Origin of the sequence: Enterobacter asburiae (assembly GCF_001521715.1) — a bacterium.
Lineage (GTDB): Bacteria > Pseudomonadota > Gammaproteobacteria > Enterobacterales > Enterobacteriaceae > Enterobacter > Enterobacter asburiae.
Genome location: NZ_CP011863.1, coordinates 282,984 through 298,627, shown reverse-complemented (window position 1 = coordinate 298,627; position 15,644 = coordinate 282,984). Strand labels below are relative to the sequence as shown.

Sequence of the window (15,644 nt, the reverse complement as noted above, 5' to 3'; positions counted from 1 at the left end):
ACCACAGTGTTAAGCCGATCACTTTGATCTGCCTGGCTTAGCCCAACACCATCGTGCTCAACCGACAGGTGCAGCACCGCCGCCCCTGCTCGTCGAATACCACAATCTCCCAGCTCTGGCTCGAACGCCCCAGATGCAGCGGCTGGCATACCCCGCGCACTTTGCCGTGAGAGACCGCACGATGGTGCGTGGCGTTAAGCTCCGTCCCCACCACGCTCTGCCCGTCGCGGGTCATCAGAAAACCGGCCATCGATCCCAGCGTTTCCGCCAGCGCCGCCGAAGCGCCGCCGTGCAGCAGGCCAAACGGCTGATGGGTGCGCGCATCCACCGGCATCTCCGCTTCCAGCGTGTCGTCGCCGAGGCGGGTATAGACGATACCGAGATGCGCTACCAGCGTATTCAGGCTGGTCGCGTTCAGCTCCTCGAGCGGTAAATGACGTTTCCAGATCATCTTACGCCCCCAGCGTGGAGCCGCCGTCCACCACGATATCCTGCAGGGTGATATGGCTGGCGGCATCGGATGCAAGGAACAGCACCGTGCTGGCTATCTCCTGCGGACGAGCGATTTTGCCCAGCGGAATGCCGAGCTTAAACTGCTCGCCAAAGCCGCGAATACGCTGTTGCTCCGCGTCGTCGCTTTTCCACAGGATGCGCTGCATATCGGTATCCGTTGAGCCCGGCGACACCAGGTTACAGCGCACGCCGCTGCCCGCCAGCTCCAGCCCGACGGTCAGGGCCAGGCTTTTCAGCGCCGCCTTCGACGCACCGTAGGCGCTCATGCCGATGCGCGGCGTGTGCGCCGCGTCGGACGCCACGGTGACTATCGCCCCGCCCTGCTGACGGCGGAACAGGCCCATCGTCTGCTGGAGCAAGTTGAACGCGCCGCCGACGTTGACCGCGAAGGTCTGCTGCCAGTCCTCCTGCGAAAGCTGGTCCGTCGCCCCCATGCGCAGAACGCCCGCCGCGTTGACCAGCACGTCCAGCCGTTCAAGCGACGCCAGCGCGCGCCCGCACACTTCATGCACCTGCGCGGCGTTCGCCACGTCCAGGGTTTCAGTGGCGAACGGATAATCACCCAGCGGAAACGCCAGATCGAAGCCGGTCACCTGCGCGCCCGCCTCCACAAACGCCAGCGCCGTCGCGTAGCCAATCCCCTTACCCGCGCCCGTTACCCAGACGGTTTTACCGGTGAAATCCAGAGCCATCACTTCACCTCGCGGGAAAGCAGCGCCCACCAGGCGTCGATTGTGGGATTTTTTGCCAGCATCACGAAGTCGATATCGCCGTGGACTTTGCGCCAGCGGGCGGCCAGCGCCATCATGCGCACCGAGTCCAGGCCGTAGTCGATCAGGTTTTCGTCATCCATCGGCTCGTCGGACTCGTCCAGCAGCGGCAGGATCAGCTCACGCAGCGCGGCTTTGGTCGCCGGAACGAACGGCAGCAGCTCGTCGGTCATTACCACGCGGCCCGAGCGTCCGGCCACGTAGTTCAGCGACATCAGGTGCTCGTCGCGGGTGAAATCCGCCAGCGCGTCGGCAATAAAGAACGGCTTAATGTCGCGCATAAAGGCATCGGTGGCGGTGGTCATGCAGCCGATGTGGGCGTACACGCCGGTAATCAGCAGCTGGTTGCGGCCCGTTTCTTTCAGCATCTGCTCCAGCGGCGAGCGGTGAAACGCGCTGTAGCGCCACTTTACCAGCACCGTGTCCGCTTCGTCCGGGGTCAGTTCAGCGACGATACGCTGCTGCTCCGGCGAGCGGGTCAGGCCCGGCCCCCACATGTCGTTCAGCAGGGCGCGGTCTTCGTCGCTCTGCTCTTTCGGCTGGGCGGTGTAGTAGACGGGAATATTGTGCGCTTTGCAGTAAGCGCGCAGTCTGGCAATATTCGCCACCACCTGCTGCATCATCGCGCTGTTTTCGCCCCAGAAGTTCAGGAAATACTCCTGCATATCGTGGATCAACAGCGCCGCGCGCTCCGGCTCAAACGCCCAGTTCACTTTACTGGTCGGCAGCTCTGCGGCGGTCGGCAGCGCGTAAGCGGTTAATTTTGGAATGGCCATACTCTGTTCCTCAGCCCCGGGCGCGTTCAGCAAGCCACAGGCGCAACTGTTTCTTATCGACTTTACCGACCGGCGTCAGCGGGAGCACATCCACGCTCTCCACGCGGTCCGGCAGCTTGAATTCGGCAACGCCCTGCTCGCGCAGGAAGCGGCGCACTTCAACCGCGCGCAGAGGCTGTTTCACCACCAGATACGCGCAGCTTTTTTCGCCCAGCAGGCTGTCCTCCATGCTCACCAGCGCGGCGTGGATCACCGCCTCGTGGCGCAGCAGCAGGTTTTCAATCTCTTCGGCGGCAATCTTCTCGCCGCCGCGGTTGATCTGATCTTTCTCTCGCCCCTGCACGGTGATGTAGCCCTGCTCGTCGATGGCGATCAGATCGCCGGAACAGTAAAAGCCGTCGGCGTCAAAAGCGCTGGCGTTGTGTTCCGGGCTGTTGAAATAGCCGCGGAAGGTATACGGCCCGCGCGTCATCAGACGCCCGACTTCGCCGCGCGGCAGCGGGTTGCCGTGCTCGTCCGCCACCCACACTTCGTCGTCCGGGCACATCGGGCGGCCCTGAGTGTTGATGATGCGCTCCGGCAAGTCGTCGAGCGCGGTGTAGTTCACCAGCCCTTCCGCCATGCCGAACACCTGCTGAAGCTGGCAGCCGATTTCCGCCGGAATGCGCGCCGCAAGCGTGGCGGAGAGGCGTGCGCCCCCCACCTGCAGCAGCCTGAGGGATTTAAGCTGCGCGTTCCCCGCGCCGTCGGCAATCGCCTGCAGCCAGAGGCTCACCGCCGGAGGAACCAGCGAGGTGACGTTAATCTGATGCCGTTCAATCAGCGGGAAGCAGAGCGTGGCGCTTGGATCGTTCGCCAGCACTACGCACCCGCCCGCGGTGAAGACGCCTAACGATCCCGGCGAGCTCATGGCGTAGTTATGCGCCGCGGGCAGCGCGTTCAGGTAGCGCGTTTCGGCGGTGATGCCGCAGATCTCGTTGCTGCGGCGAATGCTGTAGTCATAATCGTTGTGCGTGCGCGGGATCAGCTTCGGCGTGCCGGTGCTGCCGCCGGAAAGCTGGAAAAACGCCACTTCGTCGGCGGGCGTCGGGTTCGGGATGAAGTTGTCCGCCGGACGCGCAATCGCCGCTTCCAGGGCGTGTTCGTCCCTATCGCCGCGCAGCAGCACGACGCGAACCGAGCGGTGCGCATCCACAAAGGTGTTAAGAAAATCATCGCCCGCAAACAGCGCGTGGTCGCGATCGGCAATCAGCACGGCGGGTTTGATCTGCTCCGCGTAGGCGTTCAGCTCGCTGCGCTGATGGCTAAAGAGCGCGTTCACCGGCGCGACGCCGATTTGCAGCAGCGCGAAGAAGGTGATGTAGAACTCGGCCACGTTGCCGAGCTGCACCAGCGCCGTCTCGCCGCGCTGCAGCCCGCGTGCCTTAAGGGCAGACGCCAGGTTGTTCACCGCCTGATTAAACGCGCGGTAGGTGATGTGCCGCTCGTCGTCGATAATCGCCACGGCATCGCTGTCCGCGCGATCCGTCAGGATGTGGGTCAGCGGCAGATCCTGCCAGTAGCCTTTTTCGCGGTAGCGGCGGGCGAATTCCTCAGGCCAGCGGGTAAAAGGGATGGTCATGAGTCTTCCTTAGTGCAAACCAAACACGTTGAGCATGGTGGAGAGCTTCACGCCCGTTTCGCGCCACTCGCCCACCGGCGAAGAGGCAGGCACAATGCCCGCGCCGGCAAACAGGCGAACGGTATTTTTTTGCAGACGCGCGCAGCGGATGGTCACCACCCACTCGCCGTTGCCCTCGCTGTCGCACCAGCCGACGATGCCGCCGAACAGCTCGCGGTCGAACGGCTCCAGCTCGGCGATCAGCTCTTTCGCCGCCTCATGTGGGAAGCCGCTCAGCGCCGGGGTCGGGTGCAGCAGGCAGGCCAGCGTCAGGGCGTTTTCATTTTCACGCGCGTCACCTTCAACCGGCGTCGCCAGATGCCACAGCGTCGGCGTGGTGATGAGCTGCGGCGAAGACGGCATGCTCAGGTGGTGGCTGCGCGGTGCCAGAATGGCCTTCATTGCCTGAGTCACCAGGTCGTGCTCGTGACGGTCCTTTTCGGAGGCCAGCAGCTTATTGCCCGCTTCGCGATCCAATACGTCGTCCGGCTGACGACGCGCCGAGCCTGCCAGCGGCAGCGAGCTAAAGTGCGCGCCCTCTTTGCGCAGCAGCAGTTCGGGGCTGGCGCCGAGCAGCACGCCGCCGTCTTCCAGCGGCACGTGGAAATTAAAGCTCGCCGGGTTCTGGGCGATCAGCCGCTCCATCAGCGCGCCGCTGTCCATGTTTTTGTCGGTCGCGATATCAATCAGGCGCGACAGCACCACCTTGTTTACCTGCGGCGTGGCGGTAAGCGACGCGGCGCGAGCGACCATCTCTTCGAACACGGGCTGCGGCGGGATCTCGGTGCGTTGTTCCACCTTCAGCGCCTGCGAACCGGAAAAATAGCGTGCGGACTGCTGACGTGACGGGCGGGAAAAGGTCTGCCAGCGCTGCGGAATAAACAGAGAAGATGGCTTGCGGGTATCGAACGGAATAGCCCCTACCATCACCGGATGAGCGATACCGTTAGCTTTCGCATTCTGGAAAGCCTGGGCTAATTTTTGCTGGAAGTGCCCCGCCGGATCGTCGCCGCCGACGGCGGGTTCAGAGAAGCGGGCAAAACAGCCTGAGGTAGTAAAACTGCGGTAAGGCGACATAAAGAAAAAGCTGTCTGATTGCAGCGTGGTCGCGGTGTGCTGAACTTCCTCAGCCAGGGACGTGTCCATATCATCCTCCTCAAAATGATAAAAGAAGCAATAATGATTATCATTTATATTTTCGTCGGCTAACCTAATCCCACATCGCTTCGCTGTCAACCGTCGGACAAATAACTTATGCGACAAAAGCTTGCATCCCTTCGCGGCAAACATGAAAATGAGAAGCATTATCTTCAACAAAAACAGGATGTCGCGCTGTGAGATTCCTTGCCCTATTCCGTAATACCCTGCTTTTATCTGGACTTTTTGTTTTAGGACTTGCCTCATCCGCTGCCGCTGACTGGCCGCGTCAGGTGACCGACAGCCGAGGCGTTCACACGCTTGAGAGCAAACCGACGCGCATTGTCTCCACCAGCGTGACCTTAACCGGCTCCCTGCTGGCGATTGACGCACCGGTCGTCGCCAGCGGCGCCACCACGCCGAACAACCGCGTGGCGGATGCGCAGGGCTTTTTGCGCCAGTGGGGTGATATTGCGAAACAGCGCAAGGTTGCGCGGCTGTACATCGGCGAGCCGAGCGCCGAAGCGGTCGCCGCGCAAATGCCGGATCTGATTTTGATCGGCGCTACCGGCGGGGATTCCGCGCTGGCGCTGTACGATCAGCTCTCCGCCATCGCCCCAACGCTTATCATCAACTACGACGACAGGAGCTGGCAGGAACTGCTGACGCAGCTGGGCACAATAACCGGGCAGGAAAAACAGGCCGCAGAGCGCATTACCGCGTTTGATAAACAGCTCGCGCAGGTGAAACAGCAGATGAAGCTGCCGCCGCAGCCGGTGAACGCCATCGTCTACACCGCCGCCGCGCACAGCGCCAACCTGTGGACCGCGGAATCCGCGCAGGGCCAGCTGCTGCACCAGCTGGGCTTTACGCTGGCCGATCTGCCCGCCGGGCTGCAGACCTCTAAAAGCCAGGGCAAACGCCACGACATTATTCAGCTGGGCGGTGAAAACCTGTCGACGGGGCTAAACGGCGAAGGGCTGTTTGTGTTTGCCGGCGACCAGAAAGACGTGGATGCGATTTACGCCAACCCGCTGCTGGCGCATCTGCCGTCGGTGAAAAACAAACGGGTCTGGGCATTGGGAACGGAGACGTTCCGCCTGGATTATTACAGCGCAATGTTAGTATTAAACAGATTGAATGCGTTGTTTAAGTAGGCATTTTCCCTCCCTCTCCCTGTGGGAGAGGGTCGGGGTGAGGGCATCAGGCCGCACCGTCGTTCAACACACTCTCCTGCCTGAACCGCCGCAATTCCACCAGCGCCACTAACAAAATCACGCCAATAATTGCCAGTACAAACCCGCCGCAGCTCGCCGAGGCCACCGGAGTCATCATCGCCCCCAGCCCGCCGAGGATCGCCGCACCAATCGCATCCCCCGTGACGTTCTGCGCCGTCCACAGGCCGTTAATGCGCCCGAGCATCCCTTCCGGCGTCTGGGTCTGGATCAGGGTGTACTGCAGCAGCGAACTGATGGCGCTCAGCCAGCCGAAAATCACCAGGCACAACGCGCCCAGCGCCCACACCGGCATCAGGCTGAAGAACCCAATGGCGATAAACGAGGCCAGCGTGGCAAGCAGCATAATCAACCCCGGACGCGCGCTCTGCGCCAGGTTGCCGCTGGTCAGCGCCCCGCACGCCGCGCCGAGCGGAATGGCGGCGTAGAGAATGCCAATCTCCGAGGCGCTCATCTGCCACTCTCCCGCTAATGCCGGGTAGAGCACGCGCACGGCGCTCGCCATGGTCAGCAGGCCGCCGAGCAGCGCAATCCCGCCAATCAGCGGGTTGCTGAACAGGAAACGAATCGCGGCCATCAGCGATTTCAGCGGATGCTCGCGCGGCTGCGGCGGAGGCGGCAGCAGCGGCAGGCGCAGCAGCGTCAGCGTGGTGATAAAGGTTCCCGCCGCCGCAAGCCCGTAGTTCCAGGCCACGTTGCCGGTCGCCAGCAGCAGGCCGCCCACCATCGGCGAAATCACCGAGCCCAGACGCACGGTGAGCATGGTGATCGCCCCCGCCTGCATCAGGTTCTCGCGCCCGACCAGCGCGGGCGTCGCCGCCAGCAGCGCCGTCACGCCCAGCGAGGCGAAGAAACCGTCCCACAGCCCCAGGGCATAAATCGCGAGCAGCGACGGCTCCGGCAGCATCGCGTTCAGACACAGCCCAATAAAGCCCACGCCGCAGGTGCCGCGCGCCAGCAGGATCAGCTTTTTACGCTCGTAGCGGTCCGCCAGCACGCCGCCGACCATCAGGCCGATGAACATCGCCCCGCCGGTTAAGGTGACGGATAACCCCACCAGCCAGCTGGAGTGCGTCATGGTCTGGATCTGGACCGGCACGGCCACGCCGAGCAGCCCGAGGGACAAAATGGAGATAAAGCGAGCGATAAAAACGGCGCGATACGCCGGGTGCGTTTTCAGCAGGCTGAGGTTGAGCAGCCAGGATTTTTGATTCATGACAAAGCCTTGAGTCTATTTCTACCCATTCCATGGGCGCACATGCTAACATAGCCAAATAAGATAGATAACGATAATCACTATCATTATCAAATCATGGATGTTGCTATGTCGTTTTCCTCTTCCGCGGTGCGCGCCGTTGCCGTGCCCGTTTTATTGCTGCTGTTGATCCTTGCGACTGCACTCAGCCTGCTGGTCGGCGCGAAGCCGCTGCCCGCGTCCGTTATCGTTGATGCGCTCTCCGGCACCTGCCAGAGCGCCGACTGCGTCATCGTGCTCGACGCCCGACTGCCCCGCACGCTTGCCGGACTGCTGTCCGGTGGCGCGCTCGGCCTTGCCGGTGCCCTGATGCAAACCCTTACCCGTAACCCGCTGGCGGATCCCGGTATTCTCGGCGTTAACTCCGGCGCCAGCTTTGCCATCGTGCTCGGCGCGGCGCTGTTCGGGTTGACCTCGCCCTCCGAACAGCTGGTGATGGCCTTCTGCGGCGCGCTGGCCGCCTCGCTGGTGGTCGCCTTTACCGGCAGCCAGGGCGGCGGGCAGCTGAGCCCGGTACGCCTGACGCTTGCGGGCGTGGCGCTCGCGGCGGTGCTGGAGGGCTTGTCCAACGGCATCGCCCTGCTCAACCCGGACGTCTACGACCAGCTGCGCTTCTGGCAGGCCGGCTCGCTGGATATCCGCACCCTCGAAACCCTAAAAGTGGTGGCGATCCCGGTCATTATCGCCGCCGCCGTGGCGCTGTTTTTAAGCCGGTCGCTCAACAGCCTGAGCCTCGGCAGCGACACCGCGACCGCCCTCGGCAACCGCGTGGCGCGCACGCAGCTGACTGGACTTCTGGCCATCACGATTCTGTGCGGCAGCGCGACCGCCGTGGTCGGTCCGATCGCCTTTATCGGCCTGATGATGCCGCACATGGCGCGCTGGCTGGTGGGGGCGGATCACCGCTGGTCGCTGCCGGTGACCCTGCTGGCGACCCCTGCCCTGCTGCTGTTTGCCGACGTGCTGGGCCGCCTGCTGGTGCCCGGCGAGCTGCGCGTCTCGGTGGTCAGCGCCTTTATCGGCGCGCCGGTGCTGATTTTCCTGGTACGCCGTAAACGCGGAGGTGACGCATGATGGCCCCGTCCCGTCGTTTACTCACCAGCGTATGCCTGCTGACTATCGTCATTCTGCTGCTGGCTGTCTGGAGCCTGCGCAGCGGCGCGGTGACGCTCGACTTTACTCAGGTATTCAACGCCCTGCTCGGCAGCGCGCCGCGCAACATCACCATGGTGGTGACGGAGTGGCGACTGCCGCGCGTGGCGATGGCGATTCTGGTCGGCGCGGCGCTCGGCGTGAGCGGTGCGATATTCCAGTCGCTGATGCGCAACCCGCTCGGCAGCCCGGACGTGATGGGCCTTAACACCGGGGCCTGGAGCGGCGTGCTGGTGGCGATGGTGCTATTTGGTCAGCACCTGACGGCCATTACCTTTACGGCGATGGCGGGCGGCATTCTGACGTCATTACTGATCTGGGCGCTGGCCTGGCGCAACGGTATCGACACCTTTCGCCTGATCATCATCGGGATCGGCATCCGCGCCATGCTGATGGCCTTTAACACCTGGCTTTTACTGCAGGCCTCGCTGGAAACCGCGCTCTCCGCCGGGCTGTGGTACGCCGGATCGCTCAACGGCCTGACGTGGGGCAAAACCTGGCCCGCCGCGCCGCTGATTTTGCTGATGTTTATCGGCGCGCTGCTGCTGGTGCGGCGCATGCGTCTGCTGGAGATGGGCGACGACAGCGCCTGCGCGCTGGGCGTGGGCGTCGAGCGCTCGCGCCTGATGCTGATGCTGGTCGCCGTACTGCTGACCGCCGCCTCCACCGCGATTGCCGGGCCAATCTCGTTTATCGCCCTCGTGGCACCGCACATCGCCCGGCGACTTAGCGGCACGGCGCGCTGGGGATTAACTCAGGCGGCGCTGTGCGGCGCGCTCCTGCTACTGGCCGCCGATCTCTGCGCCCAGCGGCTGTTTATGCCTTATCAACTGCCGGTGGGCGTGGTGACCGTCAGCCTCGGCGGGATTTACCTCATCGTCTTGCTCGTTCAGGAGTCACGCAGGAAATGACTGATTCAACCCCCCGCTTGCGCGGCGAAAACTTAACCCTCTGCTACGGCAAAAAAATCATTGCCCGTGACTTATCCGTCGCCATTCCGGACGGCCATTTCACCGCGATTATCGGCCCGAACGGCTGCGGCAAATCGACCCTGCTGCGCACCCTGAGCCGCCTGATGACGCCGGCTGAAGGCAGCGTGTTCCTCGACGGGGAGCAGATCCAGCGCTTCGCCAGCAAAGAGGTGGCCAGACGCATCGGTCTGCTGGCGCAAAACGCCACCACGCCGGGAGACATCACGGTGCAGGAGCTGGTCTCGCGCGGGCGCTACCCGCATCAGCCGCTGTTTACCCGCTGGCGTAAAGAGGATGACGAGGCGGTGAACCGCGCGATGCTGGCGACGGGCATCACCGATCTTGCCCAGCAGAGCGTGGACACCCTCTCCGGCGGGCAGCGTCAGCGGGCGTGGATCGCGATGGTGCTGGCACAGGAAACGTCGATCATGCTGCTGGACGAGCCGACAACCTGGCTCGACATCAGCCATCAGATTGACCTGCTGGAGCTGCTGAGCGAGCTGAACCGCACTCAGGGGTATACCCTGGCGGCGGTGCTGCACGACTTAAACCAGGCGTGCCGCTATGCGACGCATCTGATTGCGCTTCGCGACGGTGAGATCGTGGCGCAGGGTGCGCCGAAGGAGATTGTGACGCCGGAGCTGATCGAGCGGATCTACGGCATGCGCTGCATGATTATTGACGATCCGGTGGCGGGTACGCCGCTGGTGGTGCCGCTGGGGAAGCGTGCGGGCTGATGCCCTCACCCCGGCCCTCTCCCACAGGGAGAGGGAGCACCCCCTCCCCTCGCCCTGTGGGAGAGGCGCTTTTGACGTTACCCCAATATCTCCCTCAACACCGGCCCTATCTTCTCAAACGCCTGCGGTGAAATGATATCCACGTGGGCGCAGTCCTGGCTGTACACCTCAAGCTCCGCCACCCACGGCGCCCAGGCGACCTGCGGATCCATCGTTCGCGTGCGCTCGGCGACAAACAGCGTCGCTTTGCCGTCAAAGCGCGCGCTGCGCGCCGTGGTGAGCAGCCTCACCGCGTCGGCGTAGTTGCCCTCGATAGCGTTAAACAGCTCGCTGGAGCCCTGACCCTGCTGGGCGGCGATAAACGCCTGACGCTCGCGCTCGATTTCCGCCAGCACCTCCGGGTCGAGGCCGTTGGCCTCTTTCTCCGCCCAGCTCTGGGTTTCCGGCGGCCAGGTGTCCAGCAGGCCGAGGAAGGCCACCTCTTCATTCAGCTCGCGCAGACGGGCGGCAATGCCCTGTGCCAGCGTACCGCCGAGGGAATAGCCGAACAGATAATACGGCCCCTGCGGCTGCTGCTGACGCAGCGTAGCCAGATGATGCTCAATCACTCCATCCAGATCCGCACGCTGCTGCATCGGCCCGTCCGGGCGCGGCGACTGAATGCCGACGATGGACCAGCGCGGGCTGAGATAGCGCGCCAGGACGCTAAACTGCCAGGCAAAGCCGGACGCCGGATGGAAACAGAACAGCGTAGGGCCGTCGCTTTCGCGCAGCGGAAGAAGTGTTTCATACCCCAGCCTCTGCGCCTGCTCGTCGCTCATCTGCGAGTCCAGCAGCGCGCTGAGCTTACTCACAGTGGAGGCGACCATAATCTGCCCCGGCGTAACCCTGCGCTCGAACGCGCGGCTAAGCTGTGCCGCCAGGCGCATCGCCAGCAGCGAGTGTCCGCCGAGGGCAAAGAAGTCGGCCTCAATGTCGTTGACCTCGCAGCCCAGCAGCGCGGCAAACGCCTGCGCGACGGCGGCTTCGGTTTCCGTCTCCGGCGCGCGACCGGAGGTTTTGCTGGTCAGCTCCGGCAGCGGCAGCGCCTTGCGGTCGAGCTTGCCGTTCGCGCTGAGCGGCAGCGCGCTAATTTGCAGCAGCACCACCGGCACCATGTGCGGCGGCAGCTGGGCTTTGAGCGATTCCAGCAGCGCGTCGCGGTCCAGCGGTAAGCCGGATTCGGAAACCACATACCCCACCAGCTGGCGGGCATCGCCGCCGGTTGCCGCCGCCTGGTTGAACACGCAGGCGTGCGCCACGGCCTGGGCCACGTCCGGCAGCGACAGCATCGCCCGGTCGATCTCGCCAAGCTCGATGCGCTGGCCGCGAATTTTTAGCTGATCGTCGCTGCGGCCGAGATATTCCACCGCGCCGTTGTCCAGCCAGCGGGCAACGTCACCGGTGCGGTACATCCGCTCGCCGGGGCAAAAGGGTCGGCAATAAAGCGGCTGGCGGTGAGGTCCGGACGGCCCAGATACCCCTGCGCCAGCTGAATGCCGGTGAGATACAGATCGCCCGCCACGCCGAACGGCACCGGGCGCATCATCGCGTCCAGAATGCGCAGCCCCGTGTTCCACACCGGGAAGCCAATCGGCACGCTGTTGCCTTCCACCGCCGCCAGCTCGGGGCCAAACGCCGGATACCAGCTCACGTCTACCGCCGCTTCGGTTGGGCCATAGAGGTTGTGCAGCGGCGCCTGAGTCAGCTGTTCCCACTCGCGGCACAGCTCGGTCGGCAGCGCTTCGCCGCTGCAGAAAACCTGCTTTAGGGTTTTGCAGCATGCCGCGTTTTCCGGCGTCAGCGAGGCGACAAAGGCCGCCAGCATCGACGGCACGAAGTGGGTAGTGGTCACGCCGTACCGTGCGAAGAAGCTCTGCATCGCCTGCGGATCGCGGTGCGCGTCCGGCTCGGCCATCACCAGCTTCGCCCCGGCGATAAACGGCCACCAGAACTCCCACACCGACACGTCAAAGCTGCACGGCGTTTTCTGCGCCACCACGTCCGTCGCGTCCAGCGGGTAATGGTCCTGCATCCACTTCAGGCGGTTAACGATGGCGGTATGGCCGACCATCACCCCTTTCGGGCGGCCCGTCGAACCGGAGGTAAAGATGATGTACGCCGTCTGCTCCGGCGTCGCCAGCCGCAGCGGTTCAGTACCCGCAGCCGGTAAAAGTGTGTTGTAACTAAACGCCGTAATCGACAGATCGCTAAAGCGCGGGAGCTGCTCGTCGGTGGTAATGAGCAGGGACGGCTTCGCGTCTTCGAGCATCATCCGCAGGCGGTCGTCCGGGTAGCCGGTATCCAGCGGCAGCCACGCGGCACCGGCCTCGACGATGCCGTGCAGCGCCAGCGTCAGGAACACCGAGCGCGGGAGTGCCACCGCCACGCTGTCGCCCGGCTCCACGCCGCGCTCGCGCAGCAGGTTTGCCAGCGCGACCACCTGCTCGCGCATCTGCCGATAGTTCAATTCGACGTTTGCATCTGCCAGCGCGGGGGCGTCCGGCGTTTTGCTCGCCTGCTCCGCCACCAGATCCGCCAGCGTGGTGGACGGCAGCGCCAGCCCGGTATCGTTGATGCGCGCCAGCTGCTGATATTCCTGCTCTGAAACGGTTTCCACGTCGCCACAGCGCAGGTCCGGGTTAGCCGCAAACTGCATCAGCATCGCGTTCAGACGCGCGACGTGACGGGAAAGCGTCGCTTCGTCGTAACGCTGTTTATTGGCGAGGATCTCAATGCTCAGCCCGCCCTGCTCGTCCGGGAACAGCGCCAGCTCAAGGTCGTTCACCGGGCCGGTTGCCAGCGTGTGGGTGATGGCCTCCACGCCGTCGATATCCAGCTGATAGTCGAACACCTTGACGTTCAGCACCGGGCCAAACAGGGCTTCATCGCCTGCGGCACGCCCGCTGTCGCGCACGATCTGCTCGGCGTCGTAGCGCTGATGGCGGCGCATTTTTTTCAGCTGATTGGCCAGGCGCAGCGCCAGCTCCGGCAGGCTCTCCTGCGGGTTGATATTCACCCCCAGCGGCAGGACGTTGAGCACCGGCCCGGTCGCGGTCAGCGCGGCGGAGCCCATGCGGCGCATAAAGATAAACCCGGCGGCGTAGTCCAGCCGTCCGGTGAGGCGGCCCAGCCACAGCGCCACCAGCGCAAGCGCCAGATCGGTGCGCTGCGCCTGCCCTGCCGCCTGTGCAAGCTGGCTGAAGGCACGGCCGTCGGCGGCAATTTTCAGGCGAAGGATATCGGTAGTAGCGGCGCGTCCCGGCAGCGGCGCGGAAGAGAGCGAGACCGGAGAAGGAAGCTGCCTGCGCTGCTCCGCCCAGAACGCACCGTCGCGTGCGTACGCCTCGCTGTCGCGATAACGCTGATACTCGTCCACCACCTCGGCAAACGGCGTAAACGGGAATGCGGGCGTCGGTTCACCCTTTTTCCACGCGGCGTAAATCGCGGCGATCTGGCGGGTTATAGCCGGGAAGCTGAAGCCATCCACCACCAGATGGTGATAGCGCTGATACCAGTACCAGTGGCTTTCTCCCACCTGAATCAGCTGGTGAAACGCCAGCGGCTGACCGCTGTCGACGCGCAGGTTTTGGTTGAGATCGGCCTCCATCAGCGCCACGGCGGCGTCGTGAGAGGTAACGCGAACGATGGACGGTTCCGGCAGAACGTAGGTGTCATCCACCCACTGCCACACCTCGCCGTTCTCCTCGGCAAAACGCATCCGCAGGGTATCGGCCTGCGTCATGCCCTCAGCGATGGCTTTTGCCAGCAGCGGCGCGTCGATATCGCCTTTCAGTTCGGTGTAGTGCGCCACGCTCCAGGCGTTTGGCAGGGAAGAAAGCTGTTCCGCCATCCAGATACCCGGCTGGGCGGCGACGAGAGGAAGACGGTTCATGCGCTCCCCTCCGCAAAATGGGACGGTTCAAGCGTGCGCCAGTGCCCGGCCAGCCACTGCTGGCACGCCTCCTGAGACTGCGCTTCGCACACTACGCGCCACCCCGCCGGCAGTTCGCACTGCTGCGGCCACAGGCTGTACTGCCCCTGGTCGTTTTGCAAAATGGCGAACTGTCCCTGCGGATTATCGAAAGGATTGCTGAATTCCATACAGACTCCGTTATTGAATGAACGGCTGCCAGAGGGTCATCAGCCCCTGCGTCAGCCCACCGCGCCAGCAAAGCGCATCGTGTCCGCCGTCAACCTGACGCCAGGTAACCTGCTGCGCGTGTAGTTCGGCATAAATCGCCTGATTGGCATTGAAAATCAGCGGCTCGTTGCGCCCGGCCTCAAGGACGATACGCAGCCCGCTCGCGGCCAGCTCACCGGCTCTGAGCTGTTCGATGAGGCGCCCTTCCTGCTGCCCACCGCGGTGCGGCCACCAGTACGAGCCGGACTGGCTCAGCACGCAGCCAAACCGCTGCGGCCAGTTGAGGCCAGCATAAAGCGAAGAGAGGCCGCCAAAGCTCTGGCCCGCCACCACGGTACGATCGGCGCGGTCGCTGAAGGGCGCGAGATGTTTTACAAGAGGGAGAAGTTCTTCCTGTACCGCCAGCCAGAAATCGGGATTACAGGGCAATTCGCGGCTGCGATGTTCCATGTCGATCGCATCGATCAATACATAGACCGCAGAGGGCAGTTTGCACTCGGTGGTGAGCGACGCCAGCGCAGGCCAGACGGGCATGCTTTCGGCCCAGAACTGCCCGTCGAGCAGCACCGCCAGCGGGCGCTCGGGGCCGTCATCCCCGGAGGTAAAAATCCACACGCGCCGACGGTTGTTCAGACGCTCGCTGTTCCACTCAATGCAGACCGGCGGCTGATACGGCGTATCGGGACGATCCCAGCCGGGCTGAACGGGCGCGTCCGGCATCTCAAGCGCCGAGACGGCATGACCACGCCCGCCGCGCCAGCTCTGCGGATTCAGCGGGTCGGAAACCGCGTGCGGCAGCAGCTTGCGCCAGCCTTCGCGCAGCGCCAGACGGTCCGGCAGCTCGCCTTCAAACACGGTATCGGCAAAATCGTTTTCATTTACAGAAGGGATAAAACAGTAGCTCCCGCGCCACTCGGGGCTGAACTCGCCCTGCCACTGCCAGACATCGGTATCCGGGATGCGTTCGAGGGACTGCGGGCGGGCATTTTGATGGTGATCGGTCACGCCGGTAACGTAGAGCCAGACGCGTTTGACCGATGAGGTTTTCTGCGTGCCTGCCGGATCACGCCACCAGAAGGTGACGCGACAGTTCTCCTTCAGACGTTCCCATTCAGGTCCGTTTTTCGACTGCCACCACGCTTCACTTCCGGTTGTTAACGTCGTCACCCTTATAACCCCATGTTTAACAGACTTTTTTGTTTCAGGACAAATTTTATTGATAATATTATTGATAACTATTTGCATTTGCAATAGC

General features: G+C 63.5%; 12 protein-coding genes and 1 pseudogene. 4 read left to right on the top strand and 9 right to left on the bottom strand.

The features are described 5' to 3' along the window. Window positions 1-37: 37 nt before the first annotated feature. From entH to entC, 5 genes are read right to left on the bottom strand one after another with little or no spacing between them, the layout of a single operon-like run. A complete protein-coding gene (gene entH / locus ACJ69_RS01405) occupies window positions 38-451 on the bottom strand; it encodes a proofreading thioesterase EntH (RefSeq protein WP_023310710.1) in 414 nt (137 codons plus the stop codon). 1 nt (window position 452) lies between these two features. Then, window positions 453-1,208, bottom strand: a complete 756-nt coding sequence (gene entA / locus ACJ69_RS01400; protein ID WP_059346320.1) for a 2,3-dihydro-2,3-dihydroxybenzoate dehydrogenase EntA — start codon at window positions 1,206-1,208, stop codon at window positions 453-455. Further along, window positions 1,205-2,059, bottom strand: coding sequence for an isochorismatase (locus ACJ69_RS01395; RefSeq protein ID WP_054830386.1), 855 nt, complete (start codon window positions 2,057-2,059; stop codon window positions 1,205-1,207). The genes entA and ACJ69_RS01395 overlap by 4 nt, the downstream gene beginning before the upstream one ends. 10 nt (window positions 2,060-2,069) lie before the next feature. After that, window positions 2,070-3,680, bottom strand: a complete 1,611-nt coding sequence (gene entE, locus ACJ69_RS01390; protein WP_059346319.1) for a (2,3-dihydroxybenzoyl)adenylate synthase EntE — start codon at window positions 3,678-3,680, stop codon at window positions 2,070-2,072. 9 nt (window positions 3,681-3,689) lie between these two features. Beyond that, a complete protein-coding gene (entC, locus tag ACJ69_RS01385; protein WP_059346318.1) occupies window positions 3,690-4,865 on the bottom strand; it encodes an isochorismate synthase EntC in 1,176 nt (391 codons plus the stop codon). 188 nt (window positions 4,866-5,053) lie between these two features. On the opposite strand from entC, the gene fepB reads away from it, so the two are divergent. After that, on the top strand, window positions 5,054-6,013 hold the full coding sequence (gene fepB / locus ACJ69_RS01380) for a Fe2+-enterobactin ABC transporter substrate-binding protein (protein ID WP_059346317.1): 960 nt from the start codon (window positions 5,054-5,056) through the stop codon (window positions 6,011-6,013). 46 nt (window positions 6,014-6,059) lie between these two features. Here fepB and entS read toward each other — a convergent pair whose 3' ends face one another. Beyond that, window positions 6,060-7,307, bottom strand: a complete 1,248-nt coding sequence (gene entS / locus ACJ69_RS01375) for an enterobactin transporter EntS (RefSeq protein WP_059346316.1) — start codon at window positions 7,305-7,307, stop codon at window positions 6,060-6,062. 108 nt (window positions 7,308-7,415) lie between these two features. Here entS and fepD point away from each other — a divergent pair, with 108 nt between their 5' ends. Genes fepD through fepC form a run of 3 tightly spaced genes read left to right on the top strand, consistent with a single transcriptional unit; the run spans window position 7,416 to window position 10,206 of the window. Next, on the top strand, window positions 7,416-8,420 hold the full coding sequence (gene fepD / locus ACJ69_RS01370) for a Fe(3+)-siderophore ABC transporter permease (protein ID WP_059346315.1): 1,005 nt from the start codon (window positions 7,416-7,418) through the stop codon (window positions 8,418-8,420). Continuing rightward, on the top strand, window positions 8,420-9,409 hold the full coding sequence (gene fepG, locus ACJ69_RS01365; RefSeq protein WP_072196612.1) for an iron-enterobactin ABC transporter permease: 990 nt from the start codon (window positions 8,420-8,422) through the stop codon (window positions 9,407-9,409). Before fepD ends, fepG begins: the two co-directional genes overlap by 1 nt. Continuing rightward, a complete protein-coding gene (gene fepC, locus ACJ69_RS01360) occupies window positions 9,406-10,206 on the top strand; it encodes an iron-enterobactin ABC transporter ATP-binding protein (RefSeq protein WP_059346314.1) in 801 nt (266 codons plus the stop codon). The genes fepG and fepC overlap by 4 nt, the downstream gene beginning before the upstream one ends. 77 nt (window positions 10,207-10,283) lie before the next feature. Here the strand turns inward: fepC and entF are convergent. The 3 genes and pseudogenes from entF to fes form a co-directional block, all read right to left on the bottom strand. Next, a pseudogene (entF, locus tag ACJ69_RS01355) lies at window positions 10,284-14,140 on the bottom strand (enterobactin non-ribosomal peptide synthetase EntF). Further along, window positions 14,137-14,349, bottom strand: coding sequence for an MbtH family protein (locus ACJ69_RS01350; RefSeq protein ID WP_032662857.1), 213 nt, complete (start codon window positions 14,347-14,349; stop codon window positions 14,137-14,139). Before ACJ69_RS01350 ends, entF begins: the two are co-directional and overlap by 4 nt. 10 nt (window positions 14,350-14,359) lie before the next feature. Next, window positions 14,360-15,556: an enterochelin esterase gene (gene fes, locus ACJ69_RS01345; RefSeq protein WP_059346313.1), complete on the bottom strand. Its 1,197-nt coding sequence runs from the start codon at window positions 15,554-15,556 to the stop codon at window positions 14,360-14,362. Window positions 15,557-15,644: the final 88 nt, after the last annotated feature.

What these genes read in the sequence shown, in the direction of transcription:
- fepC (WP_059346314.1), top strand. Translation starts at nt 9,406, where the DNA reads ATGACTGATTCAACCCCCCGCTTGCGCGGCGAAAACTTAACCCTCTGC.
- entS (WP_059346316.1), bottom strand. Translation starts at nt 7,307, where the DNA reads ATGAATCAAAAATCCTGGCTGCTCAACCTCAGCCTGCTGAAAACGCAC.
- fepD (WP_059346315.1), top strand. Translation starts at nt 7,416, where the DNA reads ATGTCGTTTTCCTCTTCCGCGGTGCGCGCCGTTGCCGTGCCCGTTTTA.
- ACJ69_RS01395 (WP_054830386.1), bottom strand. Translation starts at nt 2,059, where the DNA reads ATGGCCATTCCAAAATTAACCGCTTACGCGCTGCCGACCGCCGCAGAG.
- ACJ69_RS01350 (WP_032662857.1), bottom strand. Translation starts at nt 14,349, where the DNA reads ATGGAATTCAGCAATCCTTTCGATAATCCGCAGGGACAGTTCGCCATT.
- entH (WP_023310710.1), bottom strand. Translation starts at nt 451, where the DNA reads ATGATCTGGAAACGTCATTTACCGCTCGAGGAGCTGAACGCGACCAGC.
- entC (WP_059346318.1), bottom strand. Translation starts at nt 4,865, where the DNA reads ATGGACACGTCCCTGGCTGAGGAAGTTCAGCACACCGCGACCACGCTG.
- fepG (WP_072196612.1), top strand. Translation starts at nt 8,420, where the DNA reads ATGGCCCCGTCCCGTCGTTTACTCACCAGCGTATGCCTGCTGACTATC.
- entE (WP_059346319.1), bottom strand. Translation starts at nt 3,680, where the DNA reads ATGACCATCCCTTTTACCCGCTGGCCTGAGGAATTCGCCCGCCGCTAC.